Below are 23390 nucleotides of genomic sequence, written 5' to 3'. Positions count from 1 at the left end.
AGCGTGGACCGTGTCACGAACCGGCCTGGGTTGCGCACCGGAGTGCCTCCCGCGAGGTGACTGTTCTGAACGAGCGCCTCACCCGTAAGGATGAGTTCTCGACGTGCTACTGGTCAGAAAACTACCGAGCGTGTCAAGACCTGTCGGATCTGATCAACTCGGGAGCCGAGGCTAGCGCCCACTCGGGGAGTAACCGAGGCCGCCCCTGCGGTCTCGGTGTCGTCGGTGGTCAGCGCCGTGCGCCGTGCGCGGAACCACGCACAGTGTCCTCGACCCCCGGCAAACCGGACAGAATCACCCTGCAGAACAAACCCGAACTACCCTCAGCAGGCTTCACCCACTAGTCACCAGCAGGACAACCAGGCTCAGCCCGGGAACGGCACGTCGTACGTCGCGGTGACCGGCGCGTGGTCCGACCAGCGCTGGTCGTAGGACTCTGCCCGTTCGACCACCACCGACGTCACCTTCTCCGCCAGGCCGGGCGTCGCCAGCTGGCAGTCGATGCGCCAGCCCGAGTCGTTGTCGAACGCCTTGCCCCGGTAGGACCACCACGTGTACGGGCCAGGGCCCTCGGGGTCGAGCCGACGCTGCACGTCGGCATAGCCCGCTTCGTAGACGCGCCCCATCCACTCGCGCTCCTCCGGCAGGAACCCGGAGTTCTTCTGGTTGCCGCGCCAGTTCTTGAGGTCGACGGTGTCGTAGGCGATGTTCCAGTCGCCGACCACGACGACCTCCCGGCCCTCCGCGGCCGCCTTCGCGCGCAGCTCGACCAGGTACGGCAGGAACGCGGCCATGAAGCGTTCCTTCTCGTCCTGCCGCTCGGTGCCGACGTCGCCGCTCGGCAGGTACAGGCTCGCGACGATCACGCCGGGCAGGTGCATTTCCAGGTACCGCCCGCTGTCCTCGAACTCGGGCTCGCCGAACCCGGTCCGCACCTCGTCCGGCTCGACGCGGCTGTAGAGCGAGACGCCGTTGCGTCCCTTCGCGACCGAGGGCGCGTGCGCGGCGAACCACCCCTCCGGCGCGACGACGGACGCGGGCAGCTGCGCGGCCTCAGCCCGCACTTCCTGACACGCGACGACATCCGCCTCGGTGGCGGCCAGCCACTCGACGAAGCCCTTCTTGACGGCAGCCCGGAGACCATTGACGTTGACAGTGGAGACGATCAGCACCCCGCGCACGCTACCCGCCGGGTCCGACAATTTTCCGCGCGCGGCGGGTACGGCGAGGTCCAGAATGACCGCCATGCCTCGCTTGACCGTCCTCGGCAGCTGCGGCGCCTGGCCCGAACCCGGCCGCGCCTGCGCCGGATTCCTGCTGTCCCACGAGGACTTCCACGTCGCACTCGACCTCGGCTACGGAGCCGCCCCGCGACTCTTCCAGCACGTCGCCGCCGACCGGCTCGACGCGATCGTCGTCACGCACGAGCACCCCGATCACCTCGCGGACGTCAGCGCACTCGGCCGGGCCCGCCACTGCACGACCGACCGCAAGCTCCCGCTGCACTGCACTCCCGGCAGCGTGCGCCGGCTCGCCGCGATGGAGCCCAACCCGGCCCCCGACGAGAACTTCGACCTCCACGACCTCGGCCCCGACACCGACCTCGGCCCGTTCCGGCTCACCACCGCGCTCCTGCCGCACCACGTGCCGAACTACGGCGTCCGGCTCACCGCACCCGGCTACACCCTCGCCTACACGGGCGACACCGGTCCCGCTCCGCACCTGACCGACCTGGCCCGCGACGCCGACGTCCTCATCTGCGAAGCGACCCTGCAAGGCGCGCCGCCGGACGGTCCCCGGTACCTGATGACCGCCGCGGAAGCAGGCCGACTCGCCGCCGCGGCGAATGTCCGCACGCTGTTGCTCACGCATTTCTGGCCCGGTTCCGACCGCGCGGTTTCGGTAGCCGAAGCCCGCGCCGAGTTCGCCGGGGAAGTACTCGCCGCGGAAGAAGGACTCATGCTGAATCACGCATAATCGCGCGTTCCGCACAACAAACGCGATCACCGTTCACCCTGAACGCTTTCACCCCGGCACCGCGCGGCACAAAAGAGCAGCCGCATCCGGCAATCGCGAACAGAGCCGTCCGGACGCACCGGTTCAACCGACCGGCGCATTCCCGCGTGGACAACCGAAGCCGTCCCACCACATGGGACGAATCAGCGGACAACCATCGGCCCGGACCCGCACCAAGCTCAGCAGCCGCTCGGCCCCGGCCGAACCACGCGTCGCAGCAAACCCAGCAACCACGCGAACCTAAGCGCCGCAACAGACTCCGCGCACGACAGCGTCAGCGCACCACCGGCTCAGCACCTCAGCCAGGCACCAGTACCAACCAGACTCAGCACTTGGCCCCGGACACCGGCGTCACGAAGCTGTCCGCGACCCACTTGCCGTCGGCGACCTTCCGGAACCCGTTCTGCACCACGGGTTGCGCGTCGAATTCCGCGCCGCGCAAGTACTTCCCGACGACCTTCCCGTTGCCCGCGGCGGTTTCCCGCGCGTTGAGCACGTCGGCGGTCACCGAGACCTTGCAGCCGGTCGGGGATCCCTGCGCGTCGGCCTGGCCTTTCTGGCCGAACGCGTAGATGACCACGACCGCGGCGACGACTCCGATAATAATCAGTGTCTTCTTGGGCAAACCCAGAATCACGGCCGCTCCTCAGTCGCGAAAAACCCCTCGTCCAGAGTAGGCAGTCCGACCCGGCCCGGACAGGTTCGCGACCCCATTCCACCCGGAGGTGCCAATCCTGTCACCGACACATCACGAAGAGTGACAAAAAGGTGAAGGGCACCTCGGAAGACTCCTCCGAGGTGCCCTTCTCGCAAAAACGGCTAAAGAAAGATCAGCCCTGCGCGATCTTCTTGGCCAGGTTCTCGTCCAGCGTCGCGAGGAAGTCCTCGGTCGTCTGCCATTCCTGGTCCTTGCCGACCAGCAACGCGAGGTCCTTGGTCATCTTGCCGCCCTCGACGGTGTCGACGACGACCTGCTCCAGCTTGTTCGCGAAGCCGATGAGCTCCGAGTTGCCGTCCAGCTTGCCGCGGTGCTCGAGGCCGCGGGTCCACGCGTAGATCGAGGCGATCGGGTTCGTGGAGGTCGGCTTGCCCTGCTGGTGCTGGCGGTAGTGCCGGGTGACCGTGCCGTGCGCGGCCTCGGCCTCGACGGTCTTGCCGTCCGGCGTGCGCAGCACCGAGGTCATCAGGCCGAGCGAACCGAAGCCCTGCGCGACGGTGTCGGACTGGACGTCGCCGTCGTAGTTCTTGCACGCCCAGACGTAGCCGCCCTCCCACTTGAGCGACGCGGCGACCATGTCGTCGATCAGCCGGTGCTCGTAGGTGATGCCCTTGGCGTCGAAGTCCGACTTGAACTCGGTCTCGAAGATCTCCTGGAACACGTCCTTGAACATGCCGTCGTAGGCCTTGAGGATGGTGTTCTTGGTCGAGAGGTAGACCGGGTACTCGCGGTCGAGGCCGTACTGCAGCGACGCGCGCGCGAAGTCCTCGATCGACTTGCGGTAGTTGTACATCCCCATCGCGACGCCGCCGCCCTCGGGGAAGTTCGCGACCTGGAACTCCATCGGCTCGGAGCCGTCTTCGGGGGTGTAGGTCATCGTCAGGGTGCCCGGGCCGGGGACCTTGAAGTTGGTGGCCTTGTACTGGTCGCCGTGCGCGTGGCGGCCGATGATGATCGGCTTGGTCCAGCCGGGTACCAGCCGGGGCACGTTGCGCATGACGATCGGCTCGCGGAAGATCACGCCGCCGAGGATGTTGCGGATGGTCCCGTTCGGGGACACCCACATCTTCTTGAGGCCGAACTCCTCCACGCGCGCCTCGTCGGGCGTGATCGTGGCGCACTTGACGCCGACGCCGTGCTGCTTGATGGCGTTGGCGGCGTCGACCGTGATCTGGTCGTCGGTGCGGTCCCGCTCCTCGATGCCCAGGTCGTAGTAGTCCAGGTTGACGTCCAGGTACGGGTGGATCAGCTTGTCCTTGATGAACTGCCAAATAATGCGGGTCATCTCGTCGCCGTCGAGTTCGACAACGGTGCCCTGGACCTTGATCTTGGCCATGAGCAGCGGTGCTCCTTCCGCGGATCTTCGCGTTCGCTTCTTCGCTCTCCGATAGCGGTACAAGCGTACTGCTTAACAGAGCTGGATGGTTCCAGAAGTGGTCGGAATCAAGTCTCTACCACCCTTGACCCGGCCTGCCGACCGGGCACGACTGCGGAACCAGCCGAGCGGGCCGCCCGTCCCATCGCGGCAAGCACCGCACTGGGAGGTCCCGCCATGTCATACCCCGAGCCGTACTCCGTTTATCCCCCCGCGGGCGGCCCGGTCGCCGCGCCGGCGGGCAGCCGGGCGGTGGCGCGCGTGCTCAGCGGGCTGTGCGGGCTCGTCCTCACCCCGGTCGCGCTCGGGCTGCTGGCCTACGGCAGCTACCTGCACCAGCGGCAGATCGCGGCTTCGTTCGCCGAACACGGGGACGCCCTCGGCATCACGTTGGCGGTGGCGGGCGCGGTGCTCCTGTTCGGGGTCGCCGTGCTCGGCGCGTGGTCGGGAACCGGACCGATCGCGGGCGGGCTGGTGTGGTGCCTGGTTCCGGGGGTGATCACGCTGGTGGCGCCGCGCTCGGCGTTCGATCTGCTCGACCTGCTGCCGCGCGGACAAATGACCGTGGGCGTGGCCGGGTGGATGTCGTCGGGCGCGCTGCTCGGCACCGGGTTCCTGCTGGTCGGCACGGGTCTGGCGGTCCGGCTGGCGCGTCGGCGCAGGTAGCGGCGGACCGGCGCGGGCCCGGTGAGACTATTTGCAGATGGGATTGTTCACCGTAGCCGAGGCCCGCACCGAGCTCGCCCGGTTGCTTCCCGTGCTCGCCGAGCTGATCCGGGTCCGCGCCGACGCCGCCGAACTCGCCGCGTCGCTGCGCCCGGGCGGGCGGGACACCAGCCTCGGCGGCCTGCCGGAGTGGAAGGCCGCGCAGGCGAGGCTGGACGACCTGATGACCGCGATCCAGGCGACCGGGGCGGAACTGAAGGGGTTCGCCCCGCTGCTGGTGGACTTCCCGGCTTCGCTCGACGGCGACGACGTCCTGTTGTGCTGGCTCGAAGGCGACCGCGAACTGTCCTGGTACCACCGGGCCGACCTCGGTTTCGCCGGCCGTCGCCGATTGCCCGGATAATCACTGGTCAACCGCACTACGGTGGCTAGGTGAGCACACTTTTCGACGCCGACGCGGCGGGATACGACGAGGACACCTTCCACCCGTATGTGGCCGAGCAGCTGATCGGCGGCCTGGCCCCCAAGCCCGACCTGCTGGTCGACGTCGCCGCGGGCACCGGCGCGGCAGCCTTCGCGGCACTGCGCCTCGAACCGGCCGCGGTATTCGCGATCGACCTCTCCCCCGCGATGATCGAGATCGCCCGCACCAAGGCCGCCGACCGCGACCCGGACGGCCGGATCACCTGGCAGGTCGGCTCCGCGGTCCCGCTGCCGATCGGAGACGGCGAGGCGGACGCGGTCGTCTGCGCGTCGGCGCTGCATTTCCTGGGCGCGCGCGCCTTGACCGACTGGCGGCGAGTGCTGCGTCCGGGCGGGAAGCTGGCGTTCAGCGTGGTGTCGGCGGAACGCTTCAAGCCGACCGGCAAATTCGCCGACGTGTTCCCGCGCGACCTGCGCGTCCCGGGCACCCTCGAGGAAGCCGCCGCGCTGGCCACCGACGCCGGGTTCAGCTCGGCGAAGGCACAGCACGTGACGCTCGATCAGGGCGACCGGGTACGGCAGGTTTTCGCGGTGTTCGCGGAGGCTTAACGGTGGAAGTGCGCCTCGCCGCGGGTAGCCGCGGCGGGGGTGCAGTGTAGGACGAAGGTGACGTCGAGGTCCGTGACGGCACCGTCGGCCGCACGGGTTAGGCGGGAGACAGTGAAGTCGGCGGTCGCGTCCGGAAGTGCGCAAGCGCGCGTGCCGCCCGCCTGGGTCCCGCGGAACGCGATGAAGCTAGGAGTCGCGAGCTGCGGCGAATTCTGCGGCCGGACAGCGGCGTTCGAGTAAGCCCCCTCGTGCAGCTGCTGTCCGGCAGGCGCGCTCAGCTCCAGCCGGGCCCAGTCCCAGCCGTCGGGCGTCTCGGCGTCCACTTTCACCGCGCCGTCGTGCTCCCAGGCCGTGACCTCGTCGACGGTCCAGGAAGCACTGCCTTCAAACGCGTAAGCGCCTTCGTCCGAGGTGTAGCCGAACCCGGCCGCCGGATCCGCGTGCGCGGCCGATGCCGTCCCGAACGCGATACCCGTCGCAGCGACGAGCGCCAAGATTCTTCGCATGATTCCCCTCCCCTGGGTCGCTGCCGATCTTGGCAGGATTCCCTGCGCTGCGGCGAAAAATCCCCCATTCAGCCGTGCAGCTGAGCACCCTTGAGGATCTTGTCCACCGTGTTCTTCGGCCCGTGCACGGCCATCCCCGCCAACGCCAGCTTCTCCGTCGGCACCGCCCGCACCGCCGCGCGATTGTCGACGTCATTGCCGGTCTGGAACAGCTCGTCGGTGAAGATCGAGAACCGCAGACCCCGCGAGAGCGCGCGGCTGTGCGCCAGCGCGAGCGTCTCCGCGGTGCCGGCGAACACGAGTACCGGCTGGCGGAACATCGGCAGGTACTCGGTGTCGTCGGCGTCGAGGTAGGGCTCGCCGATCAGTTCGGGCGTCGTGTGGGCCACGCCGCTCACCAGGAACGCCGTGACGTTCAGCCGTTGCCACGAGGCCAGGTCGTCCCGCAGCAGCACGGCGATCTTCGTGTCGAATCGGTTCATGCGGGACAGCGTCGGCCCGGCGCCGCGTGCGGGTCTTGTACGTTTTGAACATGACGGTGTCGGCTTGGTGCCCTCCGGTGCCTGGGATCGCCGAGGCGTTCCACGCCCGGTTCACCGACCACGCCTACCCCGCGCACACGCACGACACCTGGACGCTGCTGATCGTCGACGACGGCGCGATCAGCTACGACCTCGACCGGCACCACCACGGCGCACTCGGCACGGCCGTCACCCTGCTGCCGCCGAACGTCGCGCACGACGGGCGCGCCGCGACCAGCCACGGCTTCCGCAAACGCGTGCTCTACCTCGACGCCGACGTCCTCGGCGACGACCTGATCGGGGCCGCCGTCGACCAGCCGAGCCTGCCGGATCCGTTGCTGCGCACCAGGATTCACCAGCTGCACCAGTCACTCGCCGAACCGCTGGAAGCCGAAAGCCGCCTAGCCCTGGTCGCCGAGCGGCTGCGCACCCACCTCGGCCGCTTGACGGTGACGCCGCCCGACCGCAGCCTGGCCGACGACCTGCGCGACCTCCTGGACGAACGCCTGCCCGATTCCCTGACGCTGGCCGACGCCTCCGAGGCATTGGGCGCGCACCCCGTCCACCTGGTCCGCGCCTTCGGCCGCCGTTTCGGGCTGCCGCCGCACCGGTACGTCACCGGCCGCCGCGTCGACCACGCCCGCCGCCTCCTGCTCGACGGCACCCCGCCCGCCGCCGTCGCCACGACCGCCGGGTTCACCGACCAAGCCCACCTGACCCGGCACTTCCGCCGCTACCTCGGCACCACCCCGGCCCGCTTCGCACGCGGCTGACCGGGCGGTTTGTGCGAAGATGGCCCCATGCTGCGCGAACTGCACCTGACCGGCGACCCGGCGGCCGACAAGCTGCTCAACGACGACCCGTTCGCCCTGCTCACCGGGATGCTGCTGGACCAGCAGTACCCGATGGAGCACGCCTTCGCGGGCCCGCGGAAGATCGCCGACCGGATGGACGGCTTCTCGCTGCAGAAGATCGCCGCCACCGACGTCGAGGCATTCGTCGAGATGTGCGTCGTCCCGCCCGCGATCCACCGCTACGGCGGCTCGATGGCGCGCCGGGTGCACGCGCTGGCGCTGCACATCATCGAAAACTACGACGGCCGCACCGAAAGCATCTGGCTGGACGGCCGCCCCAAGCCGGACGGCGAAGAGGTGCTGAAGCGACTCAAGGCACTGCCCGGTTTCGGCGAGCAGAAGGCGAAGATATTCCTGGCGCTGCTGGGCAAACAGCGCGGCGTCGCCCCGAAGGGCTGGCGCGAAGCCGCAGGCGCATACGGCGACCGCGGCTCCCGCCGGTCCATCGCGGACGTGACGGACGCCAAGACGCTCGGCGAGGTACGCGCGTTCAAGAAGGCCGCGAAGGCCGCCGCCAAGGCGAACTGACTCAGCCTCGCGCGAACACGCGGATCTTGAGCCGCCCGGCAACTGGGCGAACCGATACAGTGGGCTGTGTCGAGGACGAATCCACATCATGAAGGAGGGGCCGTGGTCGACAAGTTCGCCGATCCGCTGCTGACTCCCAAAGAAGTGGCTCGGCACCTGCAGATTCCTCAGTCCACCATGTACTACTGGCTCGGCGAGAAGGCAGACGGTACGCCGCTGGTGCACCGAGTCGAACCGGAACGACATGGCAGGCCGTCAGTTCCGTTTGTCGCCGTGATCGAGGCCTACGTGCTTCGAGCGCTGCGCGATCTCGGACTGACCAAACGAAAGATCCGTGACGCCGCTGCTGAGGTTCGTCGGTCGTTTCACACGCCGTATGCACTGGCGACGAAGCAGATCGCAACCGACGGAGTGGACATCTTCCTCCACTACGCGGACGGGGACCTCGCGCGCGTCGGAGATGGTCAGCGACCGTTCCGCGAGATCATCAACGATTACCTGCATTTCATTGAATGGGACGCTGCGGACGGTTTCGCCGGAAGCCTGCGCCTCCGGCAGTACCCCGATGTGGCACCGGTGGTGATCGACCCACGGTTCGGATGGGGCACGCCCGTTGTCGAGTCGACGAAGGTACCGGTCGACGCCGTCGTCGATCTTTGGCTGGCCGGCGAATCCTTCACCGACGTCGCTTACGAATACGGTCTCACTTCGGAACAGGTCGAAGCGATCTGCAGAGTAGGCCGTGCCGCCTGAGTTTTTCCTCGATCGAGGGCTAGGACGAAGGCTGGCCGAAGAGCTGACCGACCTCGGCTGGATCGTGCACCGAGCAGCCGCGCACTTCCCGGACGATGCCCAACACGTCGCCAACGAGGACTGGCTGGACTACGGCCTGGCCCGGGGATGGTCGCCATTGTGCAAAGACGGCCGGATCAAAGGTCGTGACACGGAACGCGCACCGCTGGAGACGTACGGCGGGGTTCTTTTCTATCTCGACAACCAACGCCTCAGGGTCGACGACATGGTGGCTCGATTCGAGCAGCATCGGCAAGCGATCCACCGGGCCGTAGCACGTGGCGGCCCGCGCGCATACGCAGTCGGTGCGCACAGCCTGCGTGCAACCTGGCCATGACTCGTCAGGCCGTCTGACTCAGCCTCGCGCGAACCAGACCACGTCCGGTTCCCCGCGCGGCACCGGAATCTCCACCACGTCCACCTCGGCGAACCGCTCCCGCAGGCGAGCCGTGAACCCCGGTGCCGCGCCCGCGCTCCACACCGCCAGCACCCCGTCTGGGCGCAGCAGCTGAGACAACCGCTCCAGGCCGGAAGCCGCGTACAGCGACGCATTCCCCTCGGTGACCGTCCACTCTGGACCGTTGTCGATGTCCAGGCACAGTGCGTCGAACGTCTCGCTCGTCGTCCGCAGCCACTCCAGCAGGTCCGCCTCGACCACCGTCACCCGCGGATCGTCCAGCGCCGCGCCGTGCACCTCGCGCAGCGGACCGGTGCGGTTCCACGCGATCACGGCAGGTTCGCGTTCCACGACCACGACCTCGGAAACCGCACTGTGGTCCAGCGCGGCACGCAGCGAGAACCCGACGCCGAGGCCGCCGATCAGCACTCGGGCGCCGGGGGCGAGCCGGTCGGCCGCTCCGGTCACGAGCAACCGTTCCGACTCGCCGTTGCGGGTGTCCATCAGGAACATCCCGTTTTCGATCACCTCGAACTCGGCGCCGTCGCGCCGCAGCACCAGTTCGCCGCCGTGCCCGGGCACGGTTTCCAGTACCTCTGCCACGCCCGGCAGCTTCTCAGACCGCGACCTCTTCGCGGACCTCAGCCCGCTTCCGCGCGCCCCAGAAGAACACGACCACCAGCATCGCCGCGGCGGCGAGGATCGCGGCGATCTCCGGCAGCACGGTCGGCCCGGCCGAGGTCAGCACCGCGCCGCCGACGACGCCGGACAGCCCGACGCCCAGGTAGATCGCCGACGCGTTGAGCGACAGCGCGAGCCCGGCGTGCCCCGGCGACAGTTCGATGAGCCGGTGCTGCAACGGCGGGCTGAACGACCAGTTCGCCAAGCCCCACACGAACAACGTGATCCCGGCCCCGACGACGGTCGTCGCGGTGAACGGCAGCAGCACCATCACGGCGGTGAACCCGATGAGCACGATCAGCAGCGGCTTGCGCGCACCCCACCGGTCGGCCGCGCGGCCGCCGGCGAAGTTGCCGATCGCGCCGCCGATGCCGTAGCAGAAGAGAAGCACCGTGATCGTCCCGCCGGAAACGCCGGCGGTGGCGGACAGCACCGGCGACACCAGCGTGTAGACCATGAACGCGGCGAGGCAGGCGAGCGTGGTGGTGACCAGCAGCGCGACCACCCGCTTGTCCCGCGCGACCGCGAACCGCTCGGCGAGCCCGACCACCGGCGGCGGCGCGACCTTCGGCAACGCGACCTGCACTCCGATCGCTCCGAGCAGCGAAAGGATGCCGACGAACAGGAACGCGCCCTCGTAGCCGAACTGCTGGGAGATCACGCTGCCCAGCGGAACGCCGAAGATCAACGCGATGGTGAGTCCCCCGAACACCAGCGAAACAGCTCGCCCGCGACGTTCCGGCGTGGTCAGTTCAGCCGCAACGGCAGTGGCGGCCGGGGTGTAGACGGCGGCCCCGATCGCCGTGACGACCCGCGCGATGAGCAGCGTGGTGTACCCCGGCGCGACGGCCGCGAAGATGTTTCCGACCGCGGCCACCGCGAGCGCGGCGACCAGCAGCGTGCGCCGTTCCCACCGGCCGGTGGCGGCGGCGAACAACGGCGAGCCCACCGCGTACGCGATGGCGAACGAGGTGACGAGCTGCGCCGCGGCCGTCGCGGAGATGTGCAGTTCGGAGGTGAGCGCCGGCAGCAGCCCGGCCACGATGTAGCCGCTGGTGCCGACGCCGAAGGCCCCGAACGCGAGCACCGAGTTCCGGGCCGCCGCCGAGGACGAGACGCTGGACATGAATGTTCCCCCAAGGAAACCTGAACGGATAGTTCGACGAACGTCGTAGTTCGATGACGACCGTACACGGACCCGCCGACAATTTCGACAGTCGTCGTACTATGGACACATGCCCGCCTCTGTGCCCCTGCCGCCGCTCGCCTATCCCGACCGCGACGAGATCACGGTCGAAGCGGTGCTGCGCGCGCTGGCCGACCCGGTCAGGCTGGCGATGGTCCGGCAGCTGGCGAACTCCGAAACGGAGATCTCGTGCAGCGGTTTCGAGGTGCCGGTGACCAAGTCCACACTCACCCATCACCTCGCGACCCTGCGCCAGGCCGGGGTGATCGTCGGCCGCCAGGAAGGCACGACCCGGTACAACTCGTTGCGCCGCAACGATCTCGACGCGCTGTTCCCCGGCCTGCTCGACGGCGTGTTGGCCGCGCCCCGCTGACCGGTCGCGCTACGTGGCGGGCCTCACCCGAATACCGGGATGACAAGGCCGCCCTCCATCGGTTCAACTAGAGCGAGACAGCACGACGACGTCGGGGCTGTCTAGTTTTTTGCCCTCGTTCTAAAGCGCTTCAGAAGCCTGGTCCCCAGGCGCTGAGCAATCGTTTTCTCCAAGAAGGGAGAGCCGTGCCCGTCGCGTTGCTCGCGCTCGCAGTCGGTGCCTTCGGCATCGGTACCACCGAGTTCGTGATGATGGGCGTGCTGCCTCTGACCGCCGCGGACTTCCACATCGACATCCCGTCCGCGGGCTACTTCATCTCCGCGTACGCGCTCGGCGTGGTGATCGGCGCGCCGCTGCTCACCGCGCTGGCGGTCCGGTTGCCGCGCAAAACCATGCTGCTGGCGATGATGGGTCTGTTCACGGTCGGCAACGCGCTGTTCGCGCTCTCGCCGAACCAGGACTTCGGCATCGCGTTCCGGTTCCTCGCCGGCCTGCCGCACGGCGCGTTCTTCGGCGCGGGCGCGGTCGTCGCGTCCAGCCTCGCGCAGCCGGGCCAGCGCGCGAAGGCCGTGTCGATGATGTTCATGGGCCTGACGCTGGCGAACGTCATCGGCGTCCCGCTCGGCACGCTGCTCGGCCAGCAGGTCGGCTGGCGCGCGACGTTCGGCGTCGTCGCGGTGATCGGCCTGCTCGCCATCGCCGCCATCGCGAAACTGGTACCGCACCAGGGCCGCCCGGCCGACCCGTCGATCCGCGGCGAACTCGGCGCGTTCCGCCGCCCGCAGGTGTGGCTGGCGCTGGCGATCGTGATGTTCGGGCTCGGCGGCGTGTTCGCCTGCATGTCCTACATCGCGCCGATGCTGACCGACGTCGCCGGCTACTCGCCCGCCAACGTCACGGTGCTGCTTTCGCTGGCCGGTGTCGGCATGACGATCGGCAACTACCTCGGCGGACGGCTCGCGGACAAGGCGCTGATGCCGAGCCTGTACGTCGCGCTGCTCGCGCTCGCGACCGTGCTCGCGATCTTCACCGTGACCGCACAGGGCAAGGTCGGCGCGGCGGTCACGATCTTCTTCGTGGGTGTCGCGGGCTTCATGATCGGCCCGATGATGCAGGCCCGGATCATGGAGAAGGCGGGCGGCACTCCGTCGCTGGTCTCGGCCGCAGTGCAGTCCGCGTTCAACATCGCCAACTCGATCGGTGCCTACCTCGGCGGCCTGGTCATCGCGGGCGGACTCGGCCTGCTGGCCCCGAACTGGGTCGGCTCACTGCTCGCCGTGCTCGGCGTATCCATCGCCGCAGTGTCCGGGCTGCTGGACCGCCGCGAAGCGCGAGTCCAGAAAGAACTCGCACTCGCGTCCTGACCGCGCTCGCTCAGGAGGAGGCGGGCGGCACGCCGTCGCTGGTCTCGGCGGCGGTGCAGCCCGCGTTCAACGATCGGCGCCTACCTCGGCGGCCTCGTCATCGCAGGCGGACTCGGCCTACTGGCCCCGAACTGGGTCGGCCCGCCGCGAAGCGCGAGTCGAGAAAGAACTCGCGCTCGCGTCCTGACCGCGCTCGCTCAGGAGGAGGCGTCGAACGGGCCGCCGACGATCGACAGCGAGATGTAGAGCACCGCGGCGCACAACGCGCCGTAGGTGAGGATGTCGACGGCCTTGCCGCGGATCGCGAGCAGTCCGGCGCGCTCCTCCGGCAGCACCGCGCGCAGCACCCCGGCCACGAACAAAGCCACGCCGACCAGCGCCGCGCCCTCGCGCCAGTGGTACTGCAGCGCCCGCACCACCGCCGCCGCCAGCAGCAGCATGATCACCGCGAACGGCACGTGGACGAGCCAGGGACGATCGCCGCGGTGCCGTTGCCCGGTCATCGCCATCAGCGGGCGGCCGCGCGTTCCGCAGCCTCGACCACGTTCGTGACCAGCATCGCCCGCGTCATCGGGCCCACGCCGCCGGGGTTCGGCGACAGCCAGCCGGCCACCTCGGCGACCGCCGGGTCGACGTCGCCGGTGAGCTTGCCGTCGACGTGCGAAACGCCGACGTCCAGCACCGCCGCGCCGGGCTTGACCATGTCCGGCTTGATGATCCCGGGCACGCCCGCCGCGGCGATCACGATGTCCGCGCGGCGTACCTCGGCGGCGAGGTCACGAGTGCCGGTGTGGCAAAGCGTGACGGTCGAGTTTTCGCTGCGCCGGGTGAGCAGCAGACCGAGCGTGCGGCCGACGGTGATCCCGCGGCCGACCACGGTGACCTGCGCGCCGTTCAGCTCGACGCCGTGCCGCTTGAGCAGTTCGATGATCCCGTAAGGGGTGCACGGCAGCGCGCCCGCTTCGCCGAGCACGAGCCGGCCGAGGCTGATCGGCGCGAGACCGTCGGCGTCCTTCTCCGGGTCGATGCGCTCCAGGACGCGGTTAGCGTCGAGGTGCTTCGGCAGCGGCAGCTGGACGAGGTAGCCGTGGCAGGCCGGGTCCGCGTTCAGCTCGTCGATGACGGCCTCGAGCTTCTCCTGCGAGATGTCCGCGGGCAGGTCGCGGCGGATCGAGTTGACGCCGATCTTCGCGCTGTCCGCGTGCTTCATCTTCACGTAGGAGTGGGAACCGGGGTCGTCGCCGACCAGCACCGTGCCCAGCCCAGGGGTGATCCCCTTCTCCGCAAGCGCGGCCACACGCGGGCGCAGCTCTGCGAAAATGGCGTTCTTCGTGGCCTTGCCGTCGAGAATCTTCGCCGTCACGGCGGCCATTGTCGCAGAGCCGCCCGAGACTGCCGGTCAGGAGTGGGTTCTGCACTCTGTGTGTCCGCGACACCACCCGATCGGCCCGCGCGTCTTCCGTCGAATCAGCCGTCCCGGGTCTTAAGCTGGAGGGGCTCCACCGCATCACCCACCCAGGCGTGTGACCCGTGCCATATCGCGTCCGTCGAGGTCAGCGGGCTCGTCCACCGGCCTGAGGGTGGCAAAAGCCCTATGCGGGGTGCGTTCGTGCGCGCGAACAGTCAAAATGTTCTCTGTGGCACAACCGACGACGCAGCTGAACGCGACGGAGCAGGACACTCTGGTCAAGCAGATCGGACTGGCCCTGCTGCGCGCCGCCCCGCGCGACTGGCGCAAAGTCTCCGCGGAGTACCGAGCCGTCGGCAGGTACCACGAGCTGACCGGCGAGATCGTGCTCGAGGACGGCTCCGCACAGGAATGGATCGCGACGCACGACATCGCGACCCTGTTCGGCAGACTCCGCGCGGGCATGTACCGCGACGGCCGCGGCACCTGGTTCAACGCGCGCTACCAGCTGGACCACCCCTCCAGCTACAACCTCGAATACAACCGCGACGAGCCCGGCTGGCACCTCGCCCCGCCGCCGCAGGCGTACTCCGACGAGCTGCGCATGTTCCCGCGCACCGAGGAAAACGTCCCCGAATGGCTGATCCGCCGCATGTCCGGCCTCGGCCCGGAACAGCCCGGACCGCACTTCCGCATCGCCCGGATCTTCGACACCATCGGCCCGGCGGGCCGCCCGGTGATCAACCGCCCTGACCTGGACGTCGACGAGCAAGACCGGCTGCTGGACTACCTGGACCACGCCCCCGTCGTGGTCCAGGACCGCGGCTACGACATCGACCGTCTCGCCCAGACCCCCGAAGCGACGGTCCCGGTCGCCTTCCACAGCGACGGCCACTGGATCTGGCCGGCCGCGGTGAACTTCTACCTCCGCACGTACGGCGTCTCGCCGGAAGCGGACCTGATCGAGCACATCCGGGCGAACGCGTTCCAGCTTCCGCAGGTGGACGAGCTGACCCTGCAGGGCGCGGCGGCGTACCTGACTCGCGGGAGCCAGACTCCGCAGCAGCGACCCGCTCCCGGCGGACCTGGTGCTGGTGGTCCCGGGGCTGGCGGTCCTGGCTCGGGCGGACCTGGTGCCGGAGCTCCCGGCGCGGGCGGACCTGGCGCTGGTGGCCCCGGTGCCGGTGGTCCCGGGGCTGGCGGGCCTGGTGCGGGCGGTCCCGGCGCTAGTGGTCCTGGTGTGGGCGGGCCTGGTGCCGGAGCTCCCGGCGCGGGCGGACCTGGCGCGAGTGGTCCCGGTTCCGGCGGTCCTGGCGGCCCCGGCTCGGGCGCTACTGGTCCCGGTGGTCCTGGCGCGGCTGGTGGGCCAGTCGGTGCTGGCGCAACGGGCGGCCCCGGCGGACCTAACGGCCCTGGCGGTGCCGGTGGCCCCGGCGGTGCTGGTGCACCCGGCGGTCCGAACGGAGTCGGCGGACCGACCTCGGGCGGCCCCGGCGGATTCGACGCCAACGGACCTGGTTCCGCCAGCCCCAGCGCTGACGGCCCCAGCTCTGGTGGCCATGGCGCAGCCGGAGTCGGAGCAGCCGCCGCCGGACTCGGTGCGGCCGGTCTGGGTGCAGCCGCACTCGGCGCGGCAGGCGAATCTGGACCAGGCAGCCACGACAACTTCCACCCAGCCGACGACTTCAGCGACCCCGGTTCCGGCAGGCCCGGACCGGGTGCGCCCGGCCCCGACCGACGCGGCCCAGCCGACGAGTTCGACAACCGCGACTCCGGCCGACCCGACAACTTCCACCCCGACGACAACTTCAGCAGGCCCGGCCCAGCGGACCAGCCAGAAGGCACCTTCCACCCGGCCGAAGACTTCAGCAGGCCCGGCGCAGCCGACCGGCCAGAGGGCACCTTCCACCCCGCCGACGACTTCAACAGGCCCGGCGCAGCCGACCGGCCAGAAGGCACCTTCCACCCCGCCGACGACTTCGGCGGGCACGAAGCAGCCGGTGGCCCGGAGGGCATCCACCCCGCTGACGAGTTCGGCAGGCCCGGCGCGGCCGACCAGTCGGAGGGCGCTTTCCACCCGGCCGAGGAATTCCGCAGGCCCGGAGGATCGGACGCTCCCGGCTTCGACTCGGCGGACGAGTTCGACGGCCCAGGCTCCCGCAGGCCCGGCGCGTCCGGAAGCCCAGGCGGCCCCGGTCCCGATCGGCGCGGCCCGGCCGACGAGTTCGACAGCCGCGATCCCGGCCGAGCGGACAGCTTCCACCCTGCCGAGGAATTCGCCGGTCCCGACGCAACGGACGGCCACGGCTTCGACGACCGCGGCGGCCCGGAAGAGCACTTCGAGCCCAACCGCGGCTCGGACAGGCGTGGACCGCAGGGTCCCGGCGCACCGGACACGCGAGTGTCCGGGCAGGACAGTCCCGGCGGGTCGCACGGACTGGGTGTAGCCGCCGCGGCGGCAGGAGCAGCGGGCGTGGCAGGAGCTGCCGCGAGCGGCACTCGTGCTGAGCACCCGCACGAGGCGGATTACGACGAGCACCCCGACGCGGCCGGCTACGACGACCGAGCCCACGACGCCGACGGTTACGACCAGCAGGGCCACGCCAACGCTGGCTACGACCAGGCAGCCGGTTACCCGGAGGAGTACGACCGCGGCGAAGGCCAGCGCGGCCACGCCGATGGTTATGACCAGCACGACGAGGGTTACGACGAGTCCGCCCACGGCGACTACGACCACGCACCGCACGGTGGGTACGACGCCGAGCCGTACGACCAGCACGGGTACGAGGACGCGGCATCTCACGAGGCCGGTGCCTACGCCGAGCAGGGGTACGACGAAGCCGGTCAGCACGGCCATGGCGAAGCGGGGTACGACGAACCCGCGCACCACGTCGATGACCGCAACCGCGACGCGGCCGACTACGACGACGCCCACGGGTACGACGACCACCTCGACGCGCACGGGAGCAAGGTTCCCGGTGTCGGCGCGTTCGAGCAGCCCGCTGCTCCGAACACGGAAGACGGCCTGGTCGGCGCGGATGGCCTGATCGGTGCCGACGGCCTCATCGGAGCGGACAACTCCGCCGACGAACCCGCCGCCCCGAACCGGCACAACGCTGAGCCGGACGCAGGCCGGCGCGGCGCACCGGACGACAGCCGTGACCAGGAGGGTGGCCGTCGGCGAGCCCAGCCGGACGCCGAAGCGGACGACAGCCGCCGGGAAGACGTGCGGCTGAACGCCGAGGACGGCGGACGGCGCAGCGCCGAACCCGACAGCCAGGCCGAACCCGCGGACGAGCACGGCAGTCACGTCGGCGCGGCTGCGGCCGGGGTCGCCGCGGCAGGCGGGCTGGCCGCGGCCGGGCTTGCCGCTGCCGCGCACGGTCGGAGCCGGGAGAAGGAGGCCGAGGGCCGCCACGGCACCGCGCCGGAGCGTCCTGCGGAGCCGCCCTTCGAGCAGGACTTCGACGGCGGGCAGTACGACCGGTACGACGACGGTCACTACGACGACGAAGACCACACCGAGGTCCACCACGACCTGGTCCCGAGCCGCAACGGCACCGGCCCGGGTCACCCGGACGACGAGGACGACACCGACGTTCACCGGCCGGTCGACGTCGAGAGTGAAGAGCCGGTGCTCTTCACGCACGGCAACGAGCCGTCCCGCGACGACGACGAGCAGCGTGCCGAACTGTTCACGCACTCCAATGGTTACGAGGACGACAACCGTCGCGAGGCCGAGTACGACGCGGGCCCTCCGACCGCGATGATCATGCCGGGGTCCGAGATCCCCGGCGGGCTTCCGGTGCCGGAGATGCCGGTTCCGCCGCCGTCCGGCGGGCGGCGCGCGGCTCGGGAGCAGGCCGAACCGGCCCCGGTCGCGCGGCGGGAGCAGCCCGCCCAGCCGGAGCTGGCCGAATTGCAGGCGAAGCTCGACGAGCTGGACGTGCCCGAAGCCGCGTACCGGCTCGGCGGCCCCACCGAACGCGGGTGGAGCGTCGAGCAGGTGGGCGAAGGCTGGCGCGTCGGCTGGTACGACGGCGAGCTGATCAACCCGGCGGTGTTCGGCGACGCCGAGGACGCCGCGGCGTTCATGCTCGGCAAGGTGCTGCTGTACCCCGACGGGTACGTCGCGGCGGAAGCCTCCGCACCGGCTGAGCAGCCAGTCGCGGACGCGCCGAAGCCGCCCGTGGTGGCGACGTTGTCGCCGGAGGTCGCGACGGGCTCGTTCCCGGTCCGGCCGCGCGAGAACGTGCCGCCGCAGGAGCAGACCGCGTTCACGCCCGCCGATCAGCTGCTGGCCGACGACGAACCGCCTGCCCGGCAGACCCCGCCGCCCGCCCCGCCGACGCAGGTCGCGGCACCGGTGAGCCCGCCGACCCAGGTGGCTCCCCCGGTCAGCGCCCCGCCGACGCAGATCGCCTCGCCAGTCAGCGCGCCGCCCACCCAGGTCGCTCCGCCGGTCAGCCCGCCGCCGCGGCGGGAACCGCCGGTGCGACGCGAGGAACCGGTGCGCGCCAACGGAACCGGCGGCAGCGGGCAGTGGCCGATCGCGCCGCTGTCCGGGGAGCCGCCGCTGACCCTGTTCCGCGGCAAGGAACTGCGCGAACTGCCCGCGGGCAGCGAGCTGGACCGCTTCGGCGGCCCGAACGGCAACCTGACCTACGCGGCGGGCACCCCGTTCGAGGAGCGTTCGCTGGTGCCGGAGTGGGTGAACCGGCCGTACCACGTGTACCGCGTGCAGCGGCCGCTCGAAACCCTGGCCGGGGTCGCGATCCCGTGGTTCAACCAGCCGGGCGGCGGGTCGGCGTACCTGCTTCCGGCGAGCATCGAAGAGCTGCTCGCCGAGGGCGACCTGATCGAACTCGACCCGGGCGAACCGCCGATCGACTGAGAAAACCGAAGCTGCGGAAAAGGGGCGGGGCCAGCGGGCTTCGCCCCTTTTCCGTGCCCGGAACCGCGCTACTTGACGACCAAGCCATGGGCCGCGGCGAACGCCACCGCCAGTTCGACGTCCACGTACGCACCGCGCAAGTCCGCCTGCACCAGCCCGTTCGCATCGACCACCGCACCGCGCAGGTCGGCTCCGGGAAACTTCGTGCCGATCATCCGGGACCCGGACAGATCCGTGCCCCGCAGGTCGGAATCCGTCAGATCCGCCTCGTTGAGGTTCACTTCCCGCATCCGCAGACCGGACAGGTCCAGTTTCCGCAACCGGCCGCGCGCGAACGACGCGAGCGACAGATCGCATTCGGTCAGCGCGATCCCGGTATAGCGACAGTCCACAAAGGACGAACCAAGCAGCGAGCACGACGACCAGCGGCTGTCGGCGAGCACCGAGCGGTCGAATGTGCAGGAGCGGAACGCCGACGCGTCGTGCCGCGAACCGGCGAGATCGACCTTGGTGAAGTCGCAGTTGTCGAAGGTGCAGCCGCGGGTGCGCAGGTCGCGCAGGTCCGCTTCGGTGAAATCGCAATCCACGAACTGGCGTTTTTCCCACCACTGGCCGGAAAGTCGTGCTTCGGTGTAGTCCTCGCCGGTCTCCGTCACCCGGACAGGATGTCATCCGCCCCGGTGCCGACGTTGCGACGGGGTGGCTGCGAGCCGCCGGAAGGCGTGTGTCCACGAACTGTCCGCCGGTCATCGGAAGTCCCGCGATCTCGTGGGAATCCGCAGCCTCAGCTGCTCCAGTTTCTGCGCGCGCACGCTCGCGACGCCGTCCGCTTTTTCCAGCACTCCGTGCACCAGCAGCGCCGAGCTGCCCCGCGCGATCCGGTGGAACCGTTGCCACAGCCCGAGTGTGCAGATCACGTTCACCATGCCGGTCTCGTCCTCGAGGTTCAGGAACGTGACTCCACCGGCGGTCGCCGGCCGCTGGCGGTGCGTGACCGCTCCTCCGACGAGCACTCGTTCCCCGTCGGACCGGTCCAGCAGCTTGTCAGCGGTGATGACCCCGAGCGCGTCGAGGCGGTCTCGGATGAACTCCGTCGGATAGCTGTCCGGCGAGATCCCGGTGGCCCACACATCGGCGGCGGCGACGTCGAGCCCGTCCATTCCGGGCAGCATCGGCGCGTCCACGCCTACGCCGGTGCCGGGCAGTTTTTCCGGCCGGTCCTGCGCGACCGCTCCCGCGGACCACAACGCCTGCCGCCGGTCCGGGCCGAACGCGCTGAATGCACCCGCGGTGGCCAATGCTTCCAGCTGCGGTGTGGTGAGCCGGACGCGCCTGCCGAGGTCGGACATGCTCTCGTACCGGCCATTCGCCTGCCGTTCCGCCACGATCTCCTTGGCCAGCGTTTCGCCGATCATCCGGACGGTGCTGAGCCCGCCGCGTACCGCGTGGAGTTTCCCCTTGTCCGGCAACGCTTCCAGGGTCGCGTGCGGGAGGCTCAGGTTGATGTCCGGGCCGAACGTGGTGACGCCGTGCCTACGCGCGTCCGCCACCAGCGACTGCGGCGAGTAGAACCCCATCGGCTGCGCCCGCAGCAGACCCGCGCAGAACGCGTCCGGGTGGTAGTGCTTGAAGTACGCGCTCGCGAACACCAGATGCGCGAAGCTCAGCGCATGGCTTTCCGGGAAGCCGAAGTTGGCGAACGCCTTGAGCTTCTGGAAGATTTTCTCCGCCAGCTCAGCGTCCACCTCGTTGGCGACGGCCCCGTCAAGGAACCGCTTGTGCAGCCGTTCCATCTTCCGCTGCGACCGTTTCGACCCCATCGCGTGCCGAAGCTGGTCGGCCTCGGCCGGGGTGAATTTCGCGACGTCCAGGGCGATCTGCATCATCTGCTCCTGGAACAGCGGCACTCCCAGCGTTTTCTCCAGAGCGTTCTCCAGCAGCGGATGGTCGTAATCCCACTTCTCGCGCCCCTGCTTGCGGCGGATGTACGGGTGCACCGAACCGCCTTGGATCGGGCCCGGCCGGATCAACGCGACTTCCACGGCCAGGTCGTAGAATTTCTCCGGCCGCAACCGCGGCAACGTGGCCAGCTGAGCCCGGCTTTCCACCTGGAACACGCCGATCGCGTCGGCGCGGCAGAGCATTTCGTAGATGTTCTCGTCAGTGAGGTCCAGTTCGGCGAGATCGATCGTCTCGCCCTTGTACTCCTTGACCAGGTCGAGCATGTAGTGCAACGCGGAGAGCATGCCGAGCCCGAGCAAATCGAACTTCACCAGCCCGACCGCGGCGCAATCCTCCTTCTCCCACTGCAGAACGCTGCGGTTTTCCATCCGCGCCCATTCGACCGGGCACACCTGGCTCACCGGTTCCCGGCACATCACCATGCCGCCGGAGTGGATGCCGAGGTGCCGCGGGAAGTCTTCGAGGGCGAAGGCGAGCTGCACGACGTCGTTCGGGATGTCGTGGTCATGGTCTTTTTCCGTGCTGCGCAAGGCTCCCCAGCGGTCGATTTGCTTGCTCCACGCGTCCTGCTGGCCCGTCGAGTAGCCGAGCGCCCTGGCGGCGTCGCGGATCGCGGAGCGGGCGCGGTAGGTGATCACGTTCGCGACCTGTGCGGCGTTGAGCCTGCCGTGTTTGCCGTAGACGTACTGGATCACCTCCTCGCGCCGGTCGGACTCGATGTCGATGTCGATGTCCGGATAGCCGTCGCGGTCGGGCGCGAGGAACCGTTCGAAGAGCAGGTGGTACTCGATGGGGTCGACCTTGGTGATCTCAAGCGCGTAGCAGACCGCCGAGTTGGCCGCGGAACCTCTTCCCTGGCACAGAATGTCGTGGTCCCGGCAGAATCGCGCGATATCCCAGACGATCAGGAAGTACCCGGGGAACTCGAGTTTCTCGATCACCTCCATCTCGTGCTCGATCTGCTGCCAGGCCTTGTCCGCGTGGTCCTTGCCCGAGTAGCGCTTCTCGAAGCCCTCCTTGACGATGTTTCGCAGGTGCGTGGTCTCGGTCTCGCCAGGCGGCACGTCGAACGGCGGCAGCTCCGGCGCGAGCAGCTCCAACGGGAAGGCGCATTCCATGCCCAGCAAGGCCGACCGTTGCACCGCACCCGGGTATCGCTGGAAAACTTCCGCCATTTCGTTGCCAGAGCGCAAGAACGCGGTGGCGTCGCCGGGCAGCCAGCCTTCGAGATCGTCGATGCTGCGCCGGGCGCGGATGGCGGCGACGGCGTCCGCGAGCCGGCCTCGTTCCGGGCGAGCGTAATGCGCGGCGGTGGTCGCGACAGTGGGCAGCTTGAGTTCGCCGGCCATCTCGGTCAGCAGGTCGTTGTGCGTGCTGTCGAGCGGCTGGCCGTGGTCGATCAATTCGACATAGACCTGGGTTTGGCCGAAGAGGTCGACCAGCCGGCGCAGTTCGGCGAACGCGGCGTCCGCGCCTTCGCGCACCAACGCCGAACGCACGGATCCCTTGCGGCAGCCGGTCAGCACCGCGCATTTCCCCGCGACCTCCTCTGCCACGGCGGCCAAGTCGTAGATCGGGCGGCCTTTTTCGGCCCGCTCCACGTCTTCGCCTTCGTGGCCGCGCAACTGTCCAGCGGTGATCGCGCGGCACAGGCTGCGGTAGCCGTCGCTGCCGCGAGCCAGCAGCAGGAGGTGCTCGCCCTCGGGGTCGGCGACACCGTTTTGCGGCGCGGACAGCCCGAAGCTCAGCTCAGTGCCGAATACCGTTGCGACGCCTAGCTCTTTGGCCGCTTCGGCGAACCGGACCACGCCGTACATGCCGTCGTGATCGGTGAGCGCGATCGCATCGAGCCGCAGCCGCGCGGCTTCCTCCACCAGTTCCTCGGGGTGGCTGGCACCGTCGAGGAAACTGAAGTTGGAGTGGCAGTGCAGTTCGGCGTACGCCACTCGCGGTCCGGCTTCCAGGTCGCTGCGCGGCGGCGGGATGTCGGCGGGTCGGCGGTACCCCTCGCGTTTGCGTCCCCACGCGGGACTGTCGCCGTGGTCGCCGGGCGGCATCCCGCCCGACAGCGCCCGCGCGAGGTCCTTCCACGGAACCGGCGGGTTGTTCCAGCCCAT

At 69.5% G+C, this 23390-nt stretch carries 22 protein-coding genes and 1 pseudogene; 12 read left to right on the top strand and 11 right to left on the bottom strand.

From position 1 onward, the window contains the following. Positions 1-365 precede the first annotated feature (365 nt). Entirely contained in the window at positions 366-1181 is an 816-nt protein-coding gene (locus WA670_RS34950) for an exodeoxyribonuclease III (RefSeq protein WP_037816421.1), read from the bottom strand. A 64-nt stretch (positions 1182-1245) separates the two neighbouring features. On the opposite strand from WA670_RS34950, the gene WA670_RS34945 reads away from it, so the two are divergent. Continuing rightward, positions 1246-1977 carry an MBL fold metallo-hydrolase gene (locus tag WA670_RS34945; RefSeq protein ID WP_336160497.1) on the top strand — a complete coding sequence of 244 codons (732 nt, stop codon included), beginning with the start codon at positions 1246-1248 and terminating at the stop codon, positions 1975-1977. A 364-nt stretch (positions 1978-2341) separates the two neighbouring features. On the opposite strand, the gene WA670_RS34940 is transcribed toward WA670_RS34945, so the two are convergent. Beyond that, on the bottom strand, positions 2342-2653 hold the full coding sequence (locus tag WA670_RS34940; protein WP_106961406.1) for a hypothetical protein: 312 nt from the start codon (positions 2651-2653) through the stop codon (positions 2342-2344). 193 nt (positions 2654-2846) lie between these two features. Continuing rightward, entirely contained in the window at positions 2847-4070 is a 1224-nt protein-coding gene (locus WA670_RS34935; RefSeq protein WP_037816160.1) for an NADP-dependent isocitrate dehydrogenase, read from the bottom strand. A gap of 216 nt (positions 4071-4286) precedes the next feature. Here WA670_RS34935 and WA670_RS34930 point away from each other — a divergent pair, with 216 nt between their 5' ends. Genes WA670_RS34930 through WA670_RS34920 form a run of 3 tightly spaced genes read left to right on the top strand, consistent with a single transcriptional unit; the run spans position 4287 to position 5807 of the window. Next, the gene (locus tag WA670_RS34930) at positions 4287-4775 is read left to right on the top strand and encodes a hypothetical protein (RefSeq protein ID WP_051729162.1); all 489 of its coding nucleotides are present in this window, start codon (positions 4287-4289) and stop codon (positions 4773-4775) included. Positions 4776-4812: 37 nt separating this feature from the next. Further along, positions 4813-5178: a DUF2203 domain-containing protein gene (locus WA670_RS34925; RefSeq protein ID WP_037816161.1), complete on the top strand. Its 366-nt coding sequence runs from the start codon at positions 4813-4815 to the stop codon at positions 5176-5178. A gap of 29 nt (positions 5179-5207) precedes the next feature. Then, positions 5208-5807 carry a class I SAM-dependent methyltransferase gene (locus WA670_RS34920; protein ID WP_336160493.1) on the top strand — a complete coding sequence of 200 codons (600 nt, stop codon included), beginning with the start codon at positions 5208-5210 and terminating at the stop codon, positions 5805-5807. On the opposite strand, the gene WA670_RS34915 is transcribed toward WA670_RS34920, so the two are convergent. Both WA670_RS34915 and WA670_RS34910 read right to left on the bottom strand, forming a co-directional pair. Next, positions 5804-6313 (bottom strand): hypothetical protein, encoded by a 510-nt coding sequence (locus tag WA670_RS34915; RefSeq protein ID WP_336160491.1) that lies wholly within the window; start codon positions 6311-6313, stop codon positions 5804-5806. The two genes, WA670_RS34920 and WA670_RS34915, sit on opposite strands and share 4 nt — an antisense overlap. Positions 6314-6381: 68 nt before the next feature. Beyond that, positions 6382-6795 carry a DUF2000 domain-containing protein gene (locus tag WA670_RS34910; RefSeq protein WP_336160490.1) on the bottom strand — a complete coding sequence of 138 codons (414 nt, stop codon included), beginning with the start codon at positions 6793-6795 and terminating at the stop codon, positions 6382-6384. 50 nt (positions 6796-6845) lie between these two features. On the opposite strand from WA670_RS34910, the gene WA670_RS34905 reads away from it, so the two are divergent. The 4 genes from WA670_RS34905 (at position 6846) to WA670_RS34890 (ending at position 9345) form a co-directional block, all read left to right on the top strand. After that, a complete protein-coding gene (locus WA670_RS34905) occupies positions 6846-7607 on the top strand; it encodes an AraC family transcriptional regulator (protein WP_336160489.1) in 762 nt (253 codons plus the stop codon). 27 nt (positions 7608-7634) lie between these two features. Further along, positions 7635-8216 carry an HhH-GPD-type base excision DNA repair protein gene (locus WA670_RS34900; protein WP_275291715.1) on the top strand — a complete coding sequence of 194 codons (582 nt, stop codon included), beginning with the start codon at positions 7635-7637 and terminating at the stop codon, positions 8214-8216. 102 nt (positions 8217-8318) lie between these two features. Then, complete coding sequence (locus tag WA670_RS34895; protein WP_037816166.1) at positions 8319-8969, top strand: DUF433 domain-containing protein; 651 nt, start codon at positions 8319-8321, stop codon at positions 8967-8969. Then, positions 8959-9345 carry a hypothetical protein gene (locus tag WA670_RS34890; RefSeq protein ID WP_336160485.1) on the top strand — a complete coding sequence of 129 codons (387 nt, stop codon included), beginning with the start codon at positions 8959-8961 and terminating at the stop codon, positions 9343-9345. The genes WA670_RS34895 and WA670_RS34890 overlap by 11 nt, the downstream gene beginning before the upstream one ends. An 18-nt stretch (positions 9346-9363) precedes the next feature. On the opposite strand, the gene WA670_RS34885 is transcribed toward WA670_RS34890, so the two are convergent. Together WA670_RS34885 and WA670_RS34880 are read right to left on the bottom strand one after the other, a co-directional pair. Further along, positions 9364-10008: a hypothetical protein gene (locus WA670_RS34885; RefSeq protein ID WP_043835159.1), complete on the bottom strand. Its 645-nt coding sequence runs from the start codon at positions 10006-10008 to the stop codon at positions 9364-9366. 13 nt (positions 10009-10021) lie between these two features. Further along, positions 10022-11212: an MFS transporter gene (locus WA670_RS34880; protein WP_037816169.1), complete on the bottom strand. Its 1191-nt coding sequence runs from the start codon at positions 11210-11212 to the stop codon at positions 10022-10024. A gap of 109 nt (positions 11213-11321) precedes the next feature. On the opposite strand from WA670_RS34880, the gene WA670_RS34875 reads away from it, so the two are divergent. The 3 genes and pseudogenes from WA670_RS34875 to WA670_RS45255 form a co-directional block, all read left to right on the top strand. After that, on the top strand, positions 11322-11645 hold the full coding sequence (locus tag WA670_RS34875) for an ArsR/SmtB family transcription factor (RefSeq protein ID WP_134731434.1): 324 nt from the start codon (positions 11322-11324) through the stop codon (positions 11643-11645). A gap of 185 nt (positions 11646-11830) precedes the next feature. After that, positions 11831-13009, top strand: coding sequence for an MFS transporter (locus tag WA670_RS34870; protein WP_043835162.1), 1179 nt, complete (start codon positions 11831-11833; stop codon positions 13007-13009). An 11-nt stretch (positions 13010-13020) separates the two neighbouring features. After that, a pseudogene (locus tag WA670_RS45255) lies at positions 13021-13150 on the top strand (MFS transporter); the annotation flags it as partial. A 56-nt stretch (positions 13151-13206) separates the two neighbouring features. Here the strand turns inward: WA670_RS45255 and WA670_RS34865 are convergent. Continuing rightward, complete coding sequence (locus tag WA670_RS34865) at positions 13207-13518, bottom strand: DUF3017 domain-containing protein (protein ID WP_336160482.1); 312 nt, start codon at positions 13516-13518, stop codon at positions 13207-13209. After that, positions 13518-14372: a bifunctional methylenetetrahydrofolate dehydrogenase/methenyltetrahydrofolate cyclohydrolase gene (locus tag WA670_RS34860; protein WP_275291713.1), complete on the bottom strand. Its 855-nt coding sequence runs from the start codon at positions 14370-14372 to the stop codon at positions 13518-13520. Before WA670_RS34860 ends, WA670_RS34865 begins: the two co-directional genes overlap by 1 nt. 274 nt (positions 14373-14646) lie before the next feature. Between WA670_RS34860 and WA670_RS34855 the strand changes: the two genes are divergently transcribed. Then, positions 14647-19311 (top strand): glycohydrolase toxin TNT-related protein, encoded by a 4665-nt coding sequence (locus tag WA670_RS34855; protein WP_442893151.1) that lies wholly within the window; start codon positions 14647-14649, stop codon positions 19309-19311. A 68-nt stretch (positions 19312-19379) separates the two neighbouring features. On the opposite strand, the gene WA670_RS34850 is transcribed toward WA670_RS34855, so the two are convergent. Both WA670_RS34850 and WA670_RS34845 read right to left on the bottom strand, forming a co-directional pair. Further along, the gene (locus WA670_RS34850) at positions 19380-19967 is read right to left on the bottom strand and encodes a pentapeptide repeat-containing protein (RefSeq protein WP_275291712.1); all 588 of its coding nucleotides are present in this window, start codon (positions 19965-19967) and stop codon (positions 19380-19382) included. A 90-nt stretch (positions 19968-20057) separates the two neighbouring features. Beyond that, positions 20058-23390, bottom strand: coding sequence for an error-prone DNA polymerase (locus tag WA670_RS34845; RefSeq protein WP_336160477.1), 3333 nt, complete (start codon positions 23388-23390; stop codon positions 20058-20060).

It is taken from the genome of Amycolatopsis sp. VC5-11, from assembly GCF_037034185.1.
Taxonomy (GTDB): domain Bacteria; phylum Actinomycetota; class Actinomycetes; order Mycobacteriales; family Pseudonocardiaceae; genus Amycolatopsis; species Amycolatopsis nivea.
This window is presented reverse-complemented; position numbering and strand designations above follow the sequence as displayed.